At 43.8% G+C, this 16,599-nt stretch carries 13 protein-coding genes and 1 tRNA gene; 10 read left to right on the top strand and 4 right to left on the bottom strand.

What is annotated here, in order from left to right; genetic code table 11:
* Window positions 1–634 precede the first annotated feature (634 nt).
* The 4 genes from E0H82_RS08100 (at window position 635) to E0H82_RS08085 (ending at window position 5,640) form a co-directional block, all read left to right on the top strand.
* Window positions 635–1,354, top strand: a complete 720-nt coding sequence (locus tag E0H82_RS08100) for an ABC transporter ATP-binding protein (RefSeq protein ID WP_131264166.1) — start codon at window positions 635–637, stop codon at window positions 1,352–1,354.
* The gene (locus E0H82_RS08095; protein WP_131264165.1) at window positions 1,351–2,304 is read left to right on the top strand and encodes an efflux RND transporter periplasmic adaptor subunit; all 954 of its coding nucleotides are present in this window, start codon (window positions 1,351–1,353) and stop codon (window positions 2,302–2,304) included. Before E0H82_RS08100 ends, E0H82_RS08095 begins: the two co-directional genes overlap by 4 nt.
* Before the next feature lie 37 nt (window positions 2,305–2,341).
* The gene (locus E0H82_RS08090) at window positions 2,342–3,535 is read left to right on the top strand and encodes an ABC transporter permease (protein WP_131264164.1); all 1,194 of its coding nucleotides are present in this window, start codon (window positions 2,342–2,344) and stop codon (window positions 3,533–3,535) included.
* A 665-nt stretch (window positions 3,536–4,200) separates the two neighbouring features.
* The gene (locus E0H82_RS08085) at window positions 4,201–5,640 is read left to right on the top strand and encodes an amino acid permease (protein ID WP_131264163.1); all 1,440 of its coding nucleotides are present in this window, start codon (window positions 4,201–4,203) and stop codon (window positions 5,638–5,640) included.
* Window positions 5,641–5,706: 66 nt separating this feature from the next.
* Here E0H82_RS08085 and E0H82_RS08080 read toward each other — a convergent pair whose 3' ends face one another.
* Entirely contained in the window at window positions 5,707–7,206 is a 1,500-nt protein-coding gene (locus E0H82_RS08080) for a PLP-dependent aminotransferase family protein (protein ID WP_213073960.1), read from the bottom strand.
* A gap of 156 nt (window positions 7,207–7,362) precedes the next feature.
* Here E0H82_RS08080 and gabT point away from each other — a divergent pair, with 156 nt between their 5' ends.
* From gabT to ahpC, 3 genes are all read left to right on the top strand, one after another.
* The gene (gene gabT, locus E0H82_RS08075; protein ID WP_131264161.1) at window positions 7,363–8,661 is read left to right on the top strand and encodes a 4-aminobutyrate--2-oxoglutarate transaminase; all 1,299 of its coding nucleotides are present in this window, start codon (window positions 7,363–7,365) and stop codon (window positions 8,659–8,661) included.
* Complete coding sequence (locus E0H82_RS08070) at window positions 8,658–10,115, top strand: NAD-dependent succinate-semialdehyde dehydrogenase (RefSeq protein ID WP_131264160.1); 1,458 nt, start codon at window positions 8,658–8,660, stop codon at window positions 10,113–10,115. The genes gabT and E0H82_RS08070 overlap by 4 nt, the downstream gene beginning before the upstream one ends.
* 218 nt (window positions 10,116–10,333) lie before the next feature.
* Window positions 10,334–10,897, top strand: a complete 564-nt coding sequence (gene ahpC / locus E0H82_RS08065; RefSeq protein WP_131264159.1) for an alkyl hydroperoxide reductase subunit C — start codon at window positions 10,334–10,336, stop codon at window positions 10,895–10,897.
* 93 nt (window positions 10,898–10,990) lie between these two features.
* Here the strand turns inward: ahpC and E0H82_RS08060 are convergent, their stop codons facing one another.
* Together E0H82_RS08060 and ycaC are read right to left on the bottom strand one after the other, a co-directional pair.
* Window positions 10,991–11,947, bottom strand: a complete 957-nt coding sequence (locus E0H82_RS08060; protein WP_131264158.1) for a LysR substrate-binding domain-containing protein — start codon at window positions 11,945–11,947, stop codon at window positions 10,991–10,993.
* An 84-nt stretch (window positions 11,948–12,031) separates the two neighbouring features.
* Complete coding sequence (gene ycaC, locus E0H82_RS08055) at window positions 12,032–12,658, bottom strand: isochorismate family cysteine hydrolase YcaC (protein WP_131264157.1); 627 nt, start codon at window positions 12,656–12,658, stop codon at window positions 12,032–12,034.
* 307 nt (window positions 12,659–12,965) lie between these two features.
* Here ycaC and E0H82_RS08050 point away from each other — a divergent pair, with 307 nt between their 5' ends.
* The 3 genes from E0H82_RS08050 to E0H82_RS08040 all read left to right on the top strand — a co-directional run bounded on the left by E0H82_RS08050 (window position 12,966) and on the right by E0H82_RS08040 (window position 16,432).
* Window positions 12,966–13,853: a pirin family protein gene (locus tag E0H82_RS08050; protein ID WP_131264156.1), complete on the top strand. Its 888-nt coding sequence runs from the start codon at window positions 12,966–12,968 to the stop codon at window positions 13,851–13,853.
* 436 nt (window positions 13,854–14,289) lie between these two features.
* Window positions 14,290–15,588 (top strand): FAD-dependent oxidoreductase, encoded by a 1,299-nt coding sequence (locus tag E0H82_RS08045; protein ID WP_116759076.1) that lies wholly within the window; start codon window positions 14,290–14,292, stop codon window positions 15,586–15,588.
* Window positions 15,589–15,592: 4 nt separating this feature from the next.
* Window positions 15,593–16,432: an SAM-dependent methyltransferase gene (locus E0H82_RS08040; RefSeq protein ID WP_131264155.1), complete on the top strand. Its 840-nt coding sequence runs from the start codon at window positions 15,593–15,595 to the stop codon at window positions 16,430–16,432.
* Window positions 16,433–16,487: 55 nt separating this feature from the next.
* Here the strand turns inward: E0H82_RS08040 and E0H82_RS08035 are convergent.
* Window positions 16,488–16,563, bottom strand: a tRNA-Thr gene (locus E0H82_RS08035).
* Window positions 16,564–16,599 lie beyond the last annotated feature (36 nt).

Below are 16,599 nucleotides of genomic sequence, written 5' to 3'. Positions count from 1 at the left end.
ATTTCATAAATAAATTGATCATCATTTTGAGATAAATTTTTTTAAAAATGTGGCTTTCAGTAGAGCAAAGATACGCAGACTTTTGCTCAAGACCTTAAGCATTTAGGCCCTCACTATGGAAAACTGAATAGCCACCGATTTTGTAGCCACCTTTGAGTTAGATAGAATGGATAATTAATCAGGTACTTACGAACAGCAACCCTATGTCTAAGAATTCATAATCAGCATTATTCCTGCCTGCAAGCATCCTCATACCGCCATCACTTCGATAGCATTAAGTATGGCATGAATGCCCACTTTGTCAGAGACAGCGCATGATTGATTTTATTGTAGAAGTCCCGCCTAGTAATTAAATTCTAGACCGCTAAAAATTCCATTGATCTGCGGTGATTCCATAGTATATGTTATCTATTAGAATAAAATTCAATCAAAAGAGAATTGCTTGATCCGCCATGATATTGATCTATAACGCAGCGGACATCGAGATGAAAGCCATAAGAGCGTAGCTGGCCGAGTACGCCGTTTTCCGCACACGCGATGCTAAGCATTTCAACGAAGTTGTTGGTCTGGGCGACGCAAGGATTGGTCAGATCAAACCTTACTTTCTGCGACAAGACAGAGGGATAAAAGAATAATGAAGCCGAGTCAAGATATTGCCGTCAAGTGTTCTGGTGTCACGAAGGACTATGGTGTCGGTGATGCAAAGGTGACCGCATTACGTGGCATCAATCTTGATGTTTATCAAGGTGAGTTGCTTATCTTGGCTGGTCCTTCAGGCTGTGGCAAAACAACCCTGATTTCAATTATCGGCGGTATTTTGAAACGCGATGCAGGCCAATGTACGGTACTTGGCAAAGACTTGGAAAACATGAATACAGCCGAGCGAGCGCGTTTTCGTGGAACGACTATTGGTTTTGTTTTTCAGGCTTTTAACTTGCTCCCGACATTGACTGCCGCTGAAAACGTTGCTGTGCCACTCTTAATCAGCGGCGAAGAACGCAAGTTTGCCATTCAATGTGCTCGGGCTGCTCTGGATCAGGTCGGGCTTTCGGAACGCGCAGATGCACTCCCTAGCCAACTCAGTGGTGGGCAACAGCAGCGTGTGGCAATCGCACGTGCGCTTGTGCACAATCCTAAAATCATCATTTGCGATGAACCGACAAGTAATCTGGATCATGCCACTGGACATGCCATGATGGAGATTCTGCGAAATGTCGCGCAAGCACCAGACCGTGCGTTGGTGGTCGTAACACATGACACTCGGATTTATGAATTCGCCGACCGCATCGCGCACATGGATGACGGGAAGATTGCCGAAGTGACTGTTGGCGCTAAGGAGGCACAAGTGCAATGATGCGTAAATATCTGCTCCCAATACTCGCACTGATAGGGTTGTTACTGGCCGTCACGATGGTACTGATTGGTAACAGGCAACCCGCTATAGACCAACCAGCCGTACTGTCGCCAAAATCACCTTTCGCGACCTATGTCGCTGGAGCAGGTATTGTGGAGGCAAGCACTGGAAATATTATTGTCGGTTCACCCGTATCCGGTATTGTGGTCGAGCTCTACGTAAATGAAGGCAGCCAAGTGGATGTTGGTGACAAGCTGTTCAAAATCGATGATCGTGAACAGCGGGCACAACTCATACCCGCAGCGGCAAAAGTCACAGAAATAGCCGCGCATCTCGCGCAAGCCAAGAGCCAATTCGAACTCGCTAACAGCTTATCGGATAAACGCGCGATTAGCGTCGAGGAGTTAAACAATCGGCGTTTTGCAGTCAAACTTGCCGAGGCAGAGCTAGTATCAGCCCAAGCACAGGTCAAGCAAATTCAGATGGATATTGAAAGGCATACTGTACGCGCCTTAGTCCGTGGTCGAATATTACAAAACAAAATGCGTATTGGTGCATTCGTACAGGATGGTGCTCCCAGCGATTCTTCGATGTTGCTCGGGAACGATGCTCGGCTATTCGTACGTGCTGATATCGATGAGAACGATGCATGGCGGGTTCAACCGGGTGCGCGTGCCGTGGCATTTGTGCGTGGGAATCCGAAATTACAAACTGCACTGAAATTTGAGCGAGTTGATCCGTATGTGTTGCCAAAAACCTCACTGACGGGCGATAGCGCCGAGCGGGTCGATACTCGTGCCTTGCAGGTTATTTATAGTTTTGATCACACCGCTTTGCCGATTTACGTTGGGCAGCAAGTTGATGTGTTCATTGAGACGGAAGTAAGCAAATCTTCGAAGGGTCAGTTTCCTCAATCTACGTCAACGCCATCTTCTGTGAAGATACCGTGATTATCCTGTCAGCCTGTATGCATGAAGGAGCACCACAATGTTACGCATAGCCTTAAAAATGCTGTTGGGTGATCGCGCCAAATATTTGGGCTTAATCTTTGGCATTACATTTACGTCATTTTTGGTGACATTTGCTGCATCGTATTTTGCTGGAATCATGACGCGCGGTTACGCGCCCATTACCGAGAACGGCACCGTAGATGTATGGGTGATGGATCCTGCAGTAAACTCAGTCGAGCAAACGACCAATATGTCCCTGCAAGCATTGGCACGAGTCCGCAGTGTTGCTGGGGTACAGTCAGCGGTACCGCTCATGTTTGCCACAGCAGATGTCCGTTTTCCAGACGGGCATTACCAGCCCTTTCAGGTGATTGGTGTTGATGATGCAACCTTGGTCGGCATGCCATCCATCCAGAATGATGTGATGCCCAGCTTGCTGAGAGTACCAGATGCTGGGGTGATTGATGCGGGGGGAACTAGCGGTAAGCTGGAGACCTCATTTCAAATTTCAGATCAATCGCCACATGGCAAATTGGATTTTGATGCACCAACCCGTGAACTGGCAAAAGGTGATGAATTACTCGTCAATGATCACAGCGTGCGGATTCTTGGTCAATCGCAAGGGCTTCCCCGATTCCCACCGCGTCCATTGCTATATACGACTTTTTCGAACGCGACTCGAATTTTACCACCGGAACGACGTCAACTTACATTCGTGCTTGTAACTGCTGCACCGCAGGTGAGTCCTGAAGACTTGGCGATTCGCATTGAGTCGGCAACGGGTTTGCGTGCGCGTACGTCTGCAGAGTTTAAATCCGATACTGTTCATTGGTTTCTGGTTAACTCCGAAGATGTGGGTGACATTGCAGCAATGCTTACTTTAGCCATGTCAGTCGGCTTTGGTGTAACAGGAGTCATGCTCTACATGTTCACCAACGAAAACCTGCGTAATTATGCTGTACTCAGTGCAATGGGTGCCACACCCAGACTTCTTTTGACGATGGTATTCGCTCAGGCTGGTCTATGCGGACTGCTTGGGACTGGTTTGGGGCTGGGGCTCTGTGCCATTATCGGGCAGTTGGCAATCATGGCTGGATATCCATTCCGGATGATGTGGTTCACACCTTTACTGGGCGCTGTGACGGTTGTGTTGGTTAGCGTAGTTGCTGCTGCGTTAAGCGTACGCCCTGTCTTGAAGTTGGAACCAAGCCTAGTATTTTCGGGGCGTTGAGTGATGGTAGTCCAATTGGACCAATTAAATTGTATTTATAGGCTGATCTACGCTTAAATTTATTGTAAATACATATTTTACAATAAAGATTGTATTTATTTTTTTTAAGTTTTTGATTTTATTTTGAAATTGTATGGTTAACCGTGTTAATGAAGGCAAATACGTCAATCCAGTTGCTTCTAAACACTTAAAACCTTCTTGGCCTGGCTAGGAAGGTTTTTTATTTAGTCTGACTACATAATGTCAAGCCATACTAAAGTTATAGATAATAAATAACCGACGCATTTTAGAATATTGAGTACTCTAGCAAGCATGTATTTTAATGGTTTATTGATTATAACAATTTGATATATATCTATTTTTATATTGAATATGAGCTGTATTTAGCAGTTATTAATATTGAATAATAACATAAACGCACAAAAATGGTGCACAAGAACAACAATTGGCTCTTTCCTTCATAAGAAAAATGGCTCTCGTTTCTTGAGTGCCAAAACGACAAATTAAGCCTATATAGAAGTATGCATACGGAAACGTCGGATTTGCCCACTCAATCCTTTCTTTTTAGGCGATTGGGCAGATTCACCAAAAAATTAGGAATATTGATGACCTAGAGTAAACCGACTTTGGGACAGCTATATTTCTATCATGTTAAGGAAAATTGTATGGCTGGACATCAAACGTCAGGAGCCAACGGCTCTCAAGGCTTACATAACGGGCTTAAATCTCGCCATTTGACCATGATTTCTATTGCGGGTGTCATTGGTGGTTCTTTATTTGTCGGTTCAGGCAGTATTATTTATAACACTGGACCTGTCGTTTTTCTCACTTATGCTTTAGGTGGTTTATTGGTTTGGTTCATCATGCGTATGCTTGGTGAAATGGCCGTTTTAAACCCAGACAGTGGTTCTTTTTCAACTTATGCTGACCGTGCCATTGGGCGTTGGGCGGGTTTTTCGATTGGTTGGTTATATTGGTGTACGCTCGCCATGCTCATGGGCTGGGAAGCTTATGTTGCAGGTAAAATTTTACATAATTGGTTTCCATTTATCCCAATCTGGGCCTATATGGTGGTCGTGATGGGTGCTTTGGTCGCGGTCAATTTACAAAATGTGAAGAATTACGGTGAATTCGAATTCTGGTTTGCCCTCATCAAAGTCATCGCGATTGTCATTTTCCTTGTGCTGGGTAGTTTAGCGATTATGCACTTATGGCCGTGGGGCAATCCTGCTGCATCGGGTATCAGTAATTTGACATCACAAGGCTTTATGCCAAATGGGGCATCCTCGGTCATTACCGCCTTACTGGGGGTGATGTTTGCCTATATTGGGGCTGAGATTGTGACCGTAGCCGCAGCAGAATCAGCGAATCCTTCTAAAGAAATTCGTAAGGCTTCTAACTCAGTCGTTTGGCGTATTATTTTGTTCTATGTGGGTTCAATGTTTGTGGCAGTGTGTTTAATTCCGCACAACAATGAACTTTTGAAAGATTCGACTTGGGGTACGTATAGTGTAACCTTGACCGCATTAGGCATTCCTGGCGCACGTCATATTGTCAACTTTGTTGTGCTCACTTCGGTTTGTAGCTGCTTTAACTCTGCACTATATACCTGTTCACGTATGTTGTTCTCTTTAGGCAAACGTGGGGATGCACCGAAGAGTTTTGGGACATTGAACCGTCATGGCAGTCCAGCGGTAGGCGTGATTGTCTCTTGTTTCTTCTCTGTCATTGCGGTGATTTTAACGGCAAGCAAGAGTATGGATGTTTATGATGTATTCATGCTCACTACAGGTGCAGCGACGCTATACGTGTATTTGGCAATTGCTTATTCGCAACTCCGCATGCGTAAAAAACTTGAAGCAGAAGGGGTTCAAATCGACTTTAAAATGTGGATGTTCCCTTATGTGACTTATGGTGTGATCATTGCCATTATTGGGGCAATTCTGACCATGTTAATTGAAGGCACCTATTTTAAAGAGGTGATCTACACCACAGTATTGTTTGGTACGATTGTGTTCTTTGGCGTATTGTCGGAAAAACTAGGTTGGGGCAAAGAGCGTAGAGCATCCCATTTAGCACATAGCAATACAGAAAAACTGGTTTAATTTGCGTTAGTCTGAATTGAAAAAAAAGAGTCTCCAATAGGAGACTCTTTTTTTCACATAAAATCATTAATTCACGGTGGGTACGCCGGCTTCACGCAGACATTGTAATAGCACACCAAATGACATCACCATATCGCGCTCATTCACACACGCAAAGCCCATTAGCAGTCCACGCTGCGCGCGTGCATGTGAGTGCATATAGTATTGCGACAATGGGCGAACTTTAATGCCGCGTTCTAAGGCTGTGGAGGCAATGGCAACATCATCGCATTGTTCAGGCAGTCTCATGACCAAATGTAGCCCTGAATCATGACTGTATTCGTGGACAAATTCGGGACCCAAGTAGCGATGGATTAAATCGACCAGATAAGCACGACGCTTACCATACAGAAGACGCATACGTCGAATATGCGCTTCATAATGTCCTTCACGAATAAACACTGCTAAGGCTTTTTGTTCGAGTAAATGTCCACCACGATACAATTCTGCGGCCAAGATTCGTAACGGTGAAAACAGCGAACGGGGCACCACCAAGTAGCCAATACGTAGCGCAGGATAAATGGTTTTACTGAACGTTCCCATGTAAATGACGGGAGCATCTGACTCTAAACCTTGCAGTGATGGATAAGGTTGTCCCGAAAAGCGGAATTCACTGTCGTAGTCATCTTCCACAATCCAGCTATTATTTTGTTTGGCAATACTCAAAAGCTGCTTGCGTCGTTCTAAACTCAGATGCGAGCCTAATGGGTATTGATGTGACGGTGTCACAAAAATCAGCTTGGGTGGTTTTTTCGGATTCTGTTCTGGAATAATCCCGTCAGCATCTACAGGCATAGGAAGAATGTCGAGACCATTAATACGCAAAGTATTACGCATGCCCCAATAGGCAGGATCTTCAATCCAAACTTGATCGCCAATATCACACAGGGCACGTGAAACCAGATCAATCGCTTGATGGATGCCTTCGGTAATAATAATTTGGTCGGTATCGCATTGAACTGAGCGAGCGACACGTAAATAATCGGCCAGTGCACTACGTAGCTCTAAACAGCCCCCCGCATTGCTGTAAATTAATTGTTCAATATTGGGTTCACGGTTTAAACGTGCTTGAATCCGACTAAAAATATGGTGCGGAAATTCAGTCACATCAGGCGCACCAGGTACAAAAGCTCCCCATTGATGTGGAGATGCTGCGGCATGTCCCATCACTTGTGTGCCACGTTGTGATAAAGACGCATTTTTTTTGGCTTTGGCAATCCCTTCAACTTTTTTGCCATGAATGGTGTTTAAAAACACTTCGGGTAAGTGTTCTGCAACCCAAGTACCATGACCTGTACGTGCTTCTAAATAACCTTCGGCTTGCAGTTGCTCGTAGGCAGACAGCACGGTATTGCGTGATACCTTGACTTCACTGGCCAAATCACGAGAGGCAGGTAAACGCGTTTTAGGCTGAATGACGCCTTCGGTAATCGCACCTCTCAAGCAACGGAATAAACGCTGATGCAGCTTACCTTCCGTATCCTGCTGGAGACGTTGTAATAAATGATCACCTAACAAACTGCGCAATTGGCTCTCTCCTACAGTTAAAAAGTGGCTCTGGTCAGTTGAGCCAAGAAACGCGAAATTACAGTCATAGGCAGTCATTGTAAAGCATCCTGAAATTAGGCGAACGGATGCATAGACCAAAGCTGTAATTGACGATGAAAAAATGAGGAAAAAATAATGGATGCTAATCATTCTGCACTCAATGCGCGTAAACAGCAAGCAACCCCACGCGGCGTAGGCGTGATGTGTCAGTGGTATGCAGAAAAAGCAGAAAATGCCACAATTTGGGATAAAGATGGCAATGAATACATCGACTTTGCTGGTGGTATTGCGGTATTGAATACAGGTCACCGTCATCCAAAAGTGATTGCGGCTGTGACTGAACAGTTAACCAAATTCACCCATACGGCTTACCAAGTAACACCATACGAAAGCTATGTAACTTTGGCTGAGCGTATCAATGAGCGCGCACCAATTGCAGGTCAAGCTAAAACTGCATTCTTCACGACAGGTGCTGAAGCAGTTGAAAATGCGGTAAAAATTGCACGTTCTTACACAGGCCGTCACGGTATTATTACGTTTGGTAACGGTTTCCACGGTCGTTCATTCATGACGATGGCAATGACAGGTAAAACTGCACCGTACAAACGCGATTTTGGTGTAATGCCTGGTGGCGTATTCCATGCGCGTTACCCAGTAGCATCTAAAGGTATTTCTGTTGATGCGGCCATTGAAAGCGTTGAAAACATTTTCAGCGAAGACGTATCTGCACATGATGTAGCAGCCATTGTGCTTGAGCCAGTACAAGGTGAAGGCGGTTTTAACGTTGTTCCTGCGGAATTCTTAAAGCGTTTACGTACAATTTGCGACCAACACGGTATTTTGTTGATTGCTGATGAAGTTCAAACTGGTTTTGCGCGTACAGGTAAATTGTTCGCAATGGATCATTACGAAACTAAAGCTGACTTGATCACTATGGCGAAAAGCCTTGGTGGCGGTTTCCCAATTTCAGGTGTAGTGGGTCGTATCGACGTAATGGATGCGCCAAACCCAGGTGGTTTAGGTGGTACTTACGCGGGTAACCCAATTGCAGTTGCAGCAGCACACGCAGTAATTGATGCGATTGAAGAAGAACAGCTTTGCGAACGTGCCAATGTTTTAGGCGCAGAATTAGTGACTGTGTTGAAGCAAATTCAAGCTGAAACGACGATTGTGAACGATATTCGTGCATTAGGTTCTATGGTTGCTGTTGAAGTTGAAAATGCGGATATCGCAAAAGCTGTACAAACTTTTGCAATGCAGAAAGGTTTGTTGCTGTTAACTTGTGGTAAAAATGGCAACGTACTTCGTTTCCTATACCCACTGACCATTCCAACAGAACAATTCCGTCAAGCTTTAGACATTTTAAAACAAGGTTTTGATTCTTTAGCATTGCCAGCAACTGTTGAGGCGCAAACTGCGGAGCAATCAGCATGATTCAACAAGGATTGCAATATTTATTAGCACATCCTGATATTGCCCTTGAAGCACCTGCTTCAAGTGGCTTTATTGAAGTTCAAGATGCAGCGACTGGCGAAAGCCTTGCATGGGTAAAAACCTATGATCAAGCGGGCGTCGAAGCAGCCATTCAGCGTTCAGAACAAGCACAAGCACTTTGGAAAAAGCAAACCGCTTTACATCGTGCCGATATCTTGTGGGCATGGTATGAATTGATGCTTGAGCATAAGGAAAACTTGGCACAGTTGTTAACGGCTGAACAAGGTAAACCTTTGCTTGAAGCACGCGGTGAAATTGCCTATGCAGCTTCATTTATTCGTTGGTTTGCAGAACAAGCGCGTCGTATTGATGGTGCAATTCTTCCTCCAACGCAAGCGCATCAGCGTTTGGTGGTGATCAAGCAAGCGATTGGTGTGACTGCGGCTATTACGCCGTGGAACTTCCCAGCCGCGATGATTACCCGTAAAGCAGCACCTGCACTTGCAGCGGGTTGTTCAATGTTGGTGAAACCAGCGGAACAAACTCCATTATCGGCTTATGCATTAGAAGTGTTGGCGTTGCAAGCAGGCTTGCCACAAGACCTTCTGTTGAACATTACCGGTGATGCAGTTGAAGTGGGTCAAACATTGTGTAACAGCGATGTGGTCCGTAAATTGAGCTTCACAGGTTCGACGCCAGTGGGTCGTATTTTGATGCAGCAATGTGCACCAACCATCAAAAAACTCTCTTTAGAGTTGGGTGGTAATGCGCCTGTGATCGTATTTGATGATGCGAATCTTGATCAAGCCGTTCAAGGCGTGATGATGAGCAAATTCCGTAACAGCGGTCAAACTTGTGTTTGTGCCAACCGTATCTATGTGCAAGCGGGCATTTATGATGCCCTTTGCGAGCGCTTAGTGGCTGAAGTTGCGAAATTAAAAGTGGGTGATGGTCGTGTCGAAGGCTCGACGCAAGGTCCATTGATTGATGCGAAAGCCGTGGCTAAAGTGCAGTCGCATATCGATGATGCTCAAGCGAAAGGTGCAAAAGTACTGATCGGTGGTCAATTACATGCCTTGGGTAAAACCTTCTTTGAACCAACGGTTCTGCGTGATGTAACGCAAGACATGCGTGTTGCGAAAGAAGAAACTTTTGGTCCATTGGCACCTTTATTCCGCTTTGAAACTGAAGCTGAAGCGATTGCACTGGCAAATGACACTGAGTTTGGCTTAGCCAGCTATATCTTTACCCAAAGTGCTGCACGTCAATGGCGTGTGGGCGAAGCGTTAGAATATGGCATGGTGGGTGTAAACACAGGCGCGATTTCGAATGAAGTTGCTCCGTTTGGTGGTGTGAAACAGTCAGGCTTAGGCCGTGAAGGTTCAGAGTGGGGCATCGATGAGTACTTAGAAATGAAGTACATGTGTATCGATGTGACTGACCCTTCAGCATAATCTTTGCTGTTGATTGAAAATGCTGGTGATGGCTTCGGCGGTCACCAGCATTTTTATTTGTATCGGACAAAATCATTAAAAAGGAAAATAGCATCTAAATTTTAAATCTATAAAACCGATTAAAATTATAAAAAACTACGGTTTTACCTATGAAATGAAATTCCTTATCCTTGGTTTCAAGTTAAGCAAATACTGTAACCAATACTGAGGAAAAGCACATGAGTTTAATCAATACTGAAATCAAACCCTTCAACGCAACAGCTTATAAAAATGGTGAATTTGTTCAAGTCTCTGAACAGAATTTTTATGGAAAATGGTCGGTTGTGTTTTTCTATCCTGCCGATTTTACTTTTGTCTGTCCAACCGAATTGGGTGATTTAGCCGATCATTATGCTGAATTTCAAAAAATGGGGGTGGAGATCTATTCAGTTTCGACTGATACCCATTTCACGCATAAAGCATGGCATGACAGTTCAGAAGAAATTAAGAAAATCCAATATTCTATGATTGGTGATCCGACTTGGATCTTGGCGAAAAACTTTGAAGTGCTGATTGAAGCAGAAGGTTTGGCAGATCGTGGTACATTTGTGATTGACCCTGAGGGGAAAATCCAAATGATTGAAATTAATGCGGGCGGTGTGGGGCGTGACGCGCAGGAGTTGTTGCGTAAAGTTAAAGCAGCCCAGTATGTGCATGCACATCCGGGTGAAGTGTGCCCTGCAAAATGGAAAGAAGGTGATGCGACTTTAGCACCATCGATTGACCTGATTGGTAAAATTTAAACCGAAAGCAGTTTGAATTTAAAAAATCCAGAACTTTGGTTCTGGATTTTTTTTAAATTCAAAGATGATTCAATTCCAATTGGGATTGCTGTTTTAAGGTCTATTAAATGACACAGGATGATTCATTGGGGATAGATAGCCCGGTTGCTCCTGTGCCAATGCGCGCAAACCTGTCATGAGCACCTGAATTAATTTCTCTACAACCAGACGTTGTCCTTTACGAGAAGCATAAACCAATTGCACCGTACCAAGGTTGGAACACCACTCCGGTAAAATATGAATCAGTTTTCCTGAAGTGATATCGTGTTCAACGGTTAAATAAGGTAGATCTGCAATGCCTAAACCATCCAGTGCAGCAAAATAAACCCCCGCCAAGTCATTACATTTCAGGCGTGGCTGTAAGGGTATTTCAATGCTTTCATTACGACCTCGATGATGTAAATGCCAAGCATACTGAGTTTTTTGTGTCCCCAGTACAACGCTTGGATAATCACCAAGTTCAGTAATCAGTTGAATGCGATGACCTTGTAATAGAGAGGGGCTGGCAACCAAGCAATGTGTGGTTTGCATCACATCACGTACGACAACGTTGGCATCTTCATTGACCGAAAAGTTGGTTCGTAGCGCAAGATCAATATCATCATGTAAGACATCGACCCGACGGCTGGTCAATTCGAGTTCAACCTCAACCCGTGGGTAATCTTTCAGAAATTGGGTGAGAATATGACGGACTTGGTATTGCAACATCACGGAGGGACAACTGATTTTGACCAAACCTTGGGGTTCATTTTTCTGTTGAAGCAGGACACTTTCAGCACATTCGACTTGCGCTATCACTTTACAACATTCTTCATAAAACGCTTGTCCCAACGCGGTCACTTTAAAATGTCGGGTCGAACGTTGAATGAGGGTGATGTTAAATTGGTGCTCTAAATCAAGAATCCGTCGACTGAGCTTAGACTTGGTCATTTGACTGGCTTCGCTGGCTGCACTGAATCCACCATGCTTGACCACTAAATAAAAATAATAGTAGTCATCAAATGAACGCATTTGCCACCTCTGTTGGTCATGTTATGTGAAGTTTAAAGCGCATTACAGCATTTGTATCATGCTGTAATGCCGCTTGGTTTTATCTTATTTTTGTCCCGTATTTTGATTATAGCTATTTATGAGGTTGCGGTAATCAGGAATATGGTTAGAGAAGAGCGTACCCAATCCCTCAATATCATTTCGCCAGTCACGATGTAGTTCACACGCCATACCAAACCAAGTCATGAGTTGAGCACCAGCTTGTGACATACGCTCCCATGCGGCATCACGGGTCAAGGCATTAAACGTGCCTGAAGCATCGGTAATGACAAACACTTCAAAATCCTCTTCCAGTGCGGAAAGGGCTGGAAATGCCACACAGACCTCGGTCACAACACCAGCAATAATCAGTTGCTTTTTACCTGTAGCTTTAATGGCTTTGACAAAGTCCTCATTGTCCCATGCATTAATTTGTCCGGGACGGGCAATATACGGTGCATCGGGGAACATTCCTTTTAACTCTGGAACCAGAGGTCCGTTTGGACCATTTTCAAAACTGGTGGTCAGAATGGTAGGCAAATTAAAATATTTGGCGGCATCGGCTAATGCCAAGACATTGTTTTTGAATTTATCGGGGTCGATGTCGCGCACCAAAGACAACAGTCCAGTTTGATGATCGACCAGCAACACGGCAGCATTATTTTTATCTAAGCGAGTATAAGGTTTACCCATTTTCTTATTCCTTTAGTGGACAGACAGAGAAGTCAGCCATGCACATTGTTATGCTGAGAGCATGGTTGCGTTGTTGTTATATTAATCAGAGACTCGATTGAGCTTAAAGGATGATCTTGGGAAAGATTGTCTTATTTTTGAGATAGTTTTGTTGTTGTACTCAACACGTAAATAAAAATATATCAATTCAATATCTTGGGGTGATTGTTGTAAAAATAGGAAGGTGTATTGCACAGACAGACTAGGTGCCGCACTTTAAAATGCTTAACATGGCAGCATGTTAAATCCTAGAGATAGGAGTTTTGAAATGAAAAAAATTACTGGCGTGTATCGTAACCAAAATATGCATTGGGTAGGAGATGGTTTCCCTGTTAGAAATCTATTTTCTTATGACCGTTTAGGACAAGCCATTAGCCCATTTTTGCTGTTGGATTATGCCGCGCCGTATCCATTTACACCTACTAAAGAACAGCATGGTGTAGGTTCACATCCGCATCGCGGCTTTGAAACCGTGACCATTGCTTATCAAGGTGCAGTGACGCATAAAGATTCTAGTGGTGGTGGTGGCACCATTCAAACTGGTGATGTGCAGTGGATGACTGCGGGTTCAGGCTTGGTGCATGAAGAATTTCACTCGACTGAATTTGCTGAGCAAGGCGGTTTGTTTGAAATGGCGCAGTTGTGGGTGAATTTACCCGCAGCCGATAAAATGACAGCCCCGCAATATCAGGCCATTCAAGCTCAAGAGATTCCTGTGATTCACTTTGAAGATGAAGCTGGGTATTTACGTGTGATTGCGGGTACGTATGCAGAGCAGCAAGGTGCGGCTGCGACCTTTAGTCCAGTGAATGTCTGGGATGGCATGCTGAAAGCGGGTCACCGCCAAGATGTATTTGTGCCAGTTGATCACAACACCTTGGTTGTGGTGTTACAAGGTGAGATGCTCTTGAATGGTCATCAAAAAGTATTGGACAACTCGATTGTGTTATTTGCACATGATGCTGAACCACAGATTCAGTTGGAAGCGCTTACTGCTGATGCGAAATTCTTAATTTTGACAGGAAAACCGTTGAATGAACCGATTCAGGGGTATGGTCCGTTTGTGATGAATACCAAACAGGAAATCATTCAGGCCTTTGAAGACTTCAATCAAGGTAAATTTGGTGAGATTCCAGTTCAGGAACATCATCGCTAAGCCTTTTAGCCAGTCTAAATGTTGTAAATTGTAGAAAAAAGAAGAAGCCCCGAAGTGATTCGGGGCTTTTTGCGCTTTAAGCTTTGTTGTGGATGACACAGATGTTATCAATTAGATTTGCATAGTGCCATATTTGGGTTAGTGTGATGTAGTTGTCATTTTTATGCGGTATATGATACTTACTTTTGGCTTGCTTGTAAAATTGAAAGTGACAGATAAATGTATCTAATTCACTAATTTTAAACAAAAAATAAAAAATATATGCTTTAAAAAACGATTTTGTTTGAAAAATGAGCATAAATAAGTCATCGATTTGGCGGGCTAAAATTAAATTGTTAACGAATTTTAAAAGCATGGATTCTGGCATTTTTTAATAGTCTGTTTTGTGGCCCTGTGGTACATAATTTCCTTAATGTGTAACTGACGGATAATAACTTTGGATATTGCAGTTATTGGTAGTGGCATGGCTGGGCTGGCTACCGCGAGAATTCTTAAAGATGCTGGACATAACATTACAATTTTTGAAGCCTTACCAGGCCGTGGAATGGATAGTCACAGTACTGAATTTGAAGGCGGTCTGATTGATGCACCTTTGCGTGTCATGAATCCACACTTGTGGAAAAACACCTTAAGTTTAGCAACGTATTTAGGGATTCAAACTTACCCAGTACGAACCTATATGGCATGTAGTTGGTTATTTGAAGATAAAACCGAAACATGGCTCACCACAACACGTACCCGTATTGGTAATTTCCCAATTATCAATAACCGTAAAGGCATCAAACAATATGGTTGGCGCTTGGTTAAAGGCATGTTGCAGTTAAAAACCGCGATTTCTCAATTTTTTAAATCTGAGAATCAAGAGATTACCTTGGCAGAATTCATTAATCAGAATGATATTGAAGAAGTCTTCTGGCATGGTGCGGTGATGCCAGTGTTGTACACCATTTGTACCTGTAACCCGAAGACCATTGGTGACTGGCCGGCAAAACCATTGTTGACCTTCTTACGTCAACTCACCGATGGTGATGCTTTGTTGCGTATGCAAGGCGGTACGCCAGCCTTGGTAGATAAGCTCATTCAAGGCATTGAAATCCGCAGTGGTTCAGCCATTAGCCATGTGAAAGAGCAAGGCGATAAAGTGCTGGTGGAAAATTCCGCTGGGGAAAGCTATCAATTTGACCGTGTGGTGATTGCAACCCCGACCAATAAAATTGATACCTTCCTTGATCAAGCACAATTTAAAGACGATATTGATTTATTAAAGCAATTTAAATTTGAACAAGGTCAATTGGTCATTCATACCGACACCTCTGTCATGCCACCGAAGCGTAAAGACTGGGCAGTGTTGAGCTATATGATGGATCGTAAATTTACCCGTCAGCAATTCACGGTCTGGTTAAACGCAGTTGAGCCAAGCCTTGTGGGTAAAAACCCAGTGTTCCAAACTTGGCGTCCAGTGACTGAAATTGATCCGAAAAAGATCATTTCCAGTGTGACGTTAACCCGTGCGGTAGTAAACTCAGAAACCGTGGCATTGAATAAACAACTCCAAGAGCGTCATAAACAATTAAACCGTAAAGTGTTCTACTGCGGTTCTTGGTCATGTGATGGCTTACCAATCTTGGAATCGGCGGTAACCTCTGCCATGAATATTGCTGAGATTTTTGGTGCACCATTGCCGTTCGTAGGCTTAAAGCCTAAAGTAGAGGTTGCTCCGCAACTCGGCTACTAAGTTCATGAAATGGCTCCAACAGCTTCGTACAGAGGTTTCCCAACATAAATATGCCATCAATGCAAAATTATTAGGGGACAGCAGCGAACTGGCTTGGAGCAATTTGGGATACTGGTCTGAAACACATCAGACCTATCCCGAAGCTTGTCGTACCCTTGCCGATCATCTGGCACACAGTGTGCAGTTAACTGCGTCCGATCATCTTCTAGATTTGGGCTGTGGGCAGGGGGCAAGCGTACTGCATTGGCAGCAGAATTATCAGGTCAAACATATTGAAGCGGTTGAATTACAACCTAAATGCGTACAACAAATTCAAACAGCAATTCCCAAGCTGAAAGCCATTCATTGCCAATCTTTTTTAAATTTAAAACAAATTTCCTTTCACCAAGCTTTTGATGTGGTGCTGTGTATCGATGCGGCCTATCACAGTGCTTTGAATTCATTTTTAAATTCAGTTACGCCTGTTTTAAATTCAAAAGGGCGTTTGGCATTTCATTACTTAATTTTAAGCCCGAAGTTTTTGAATTTAAATGCCGTGGAAAAAATGCAGTTGGCCTTGTTGCTTAAAGCTGCCGATGTGAATTTAAAAAACTTGCCTGATGAAGTTGCTGTACAGCAACAGTTGGCGCAAGCGGGGTTTGAACAGATTCAAATTGAGGATTGTTCTGAACCCGTATTGAGTGGCTTTGCCCGATATATTCAGCAGCAGACAACAGCACCGCAGACTGAAGAGCAATATACGGCTTTTGATCTGATGAAGATTCAGTTGACGGCAAAATTGTGTCAGCGTTTATTTGAGCAAGGCGTGGTGCAATATGTGCAAGTGACCGCACAAAAGAAATAAAAATGTAGGCTTGAAAACAACAAAAGCCCACTAATAAATAGTGAGCTTAAGTGAATGGTGCCGGCACACGGATTCGAACTGTGGACCTACTGATTACAAGTCAGTTGCTCTACCAACTGAGCTATGCCGGCATCTTGTGCTGTGCATTTTACATTAAGTTGTTTTGA

The sequence above is a fragment of the Acinetobacter sp. ANC 4910 genome, from assembly GCF_004331035.1.
Lineage (GTDB): Bacteria > Pseudomonadota > Gammaproteobacteria > Pseudomonadales > Moraxellaceae > Acinetobacter.
This window is presented reverse-complemented; position numbering and strand designations above follow the sequence as displayed.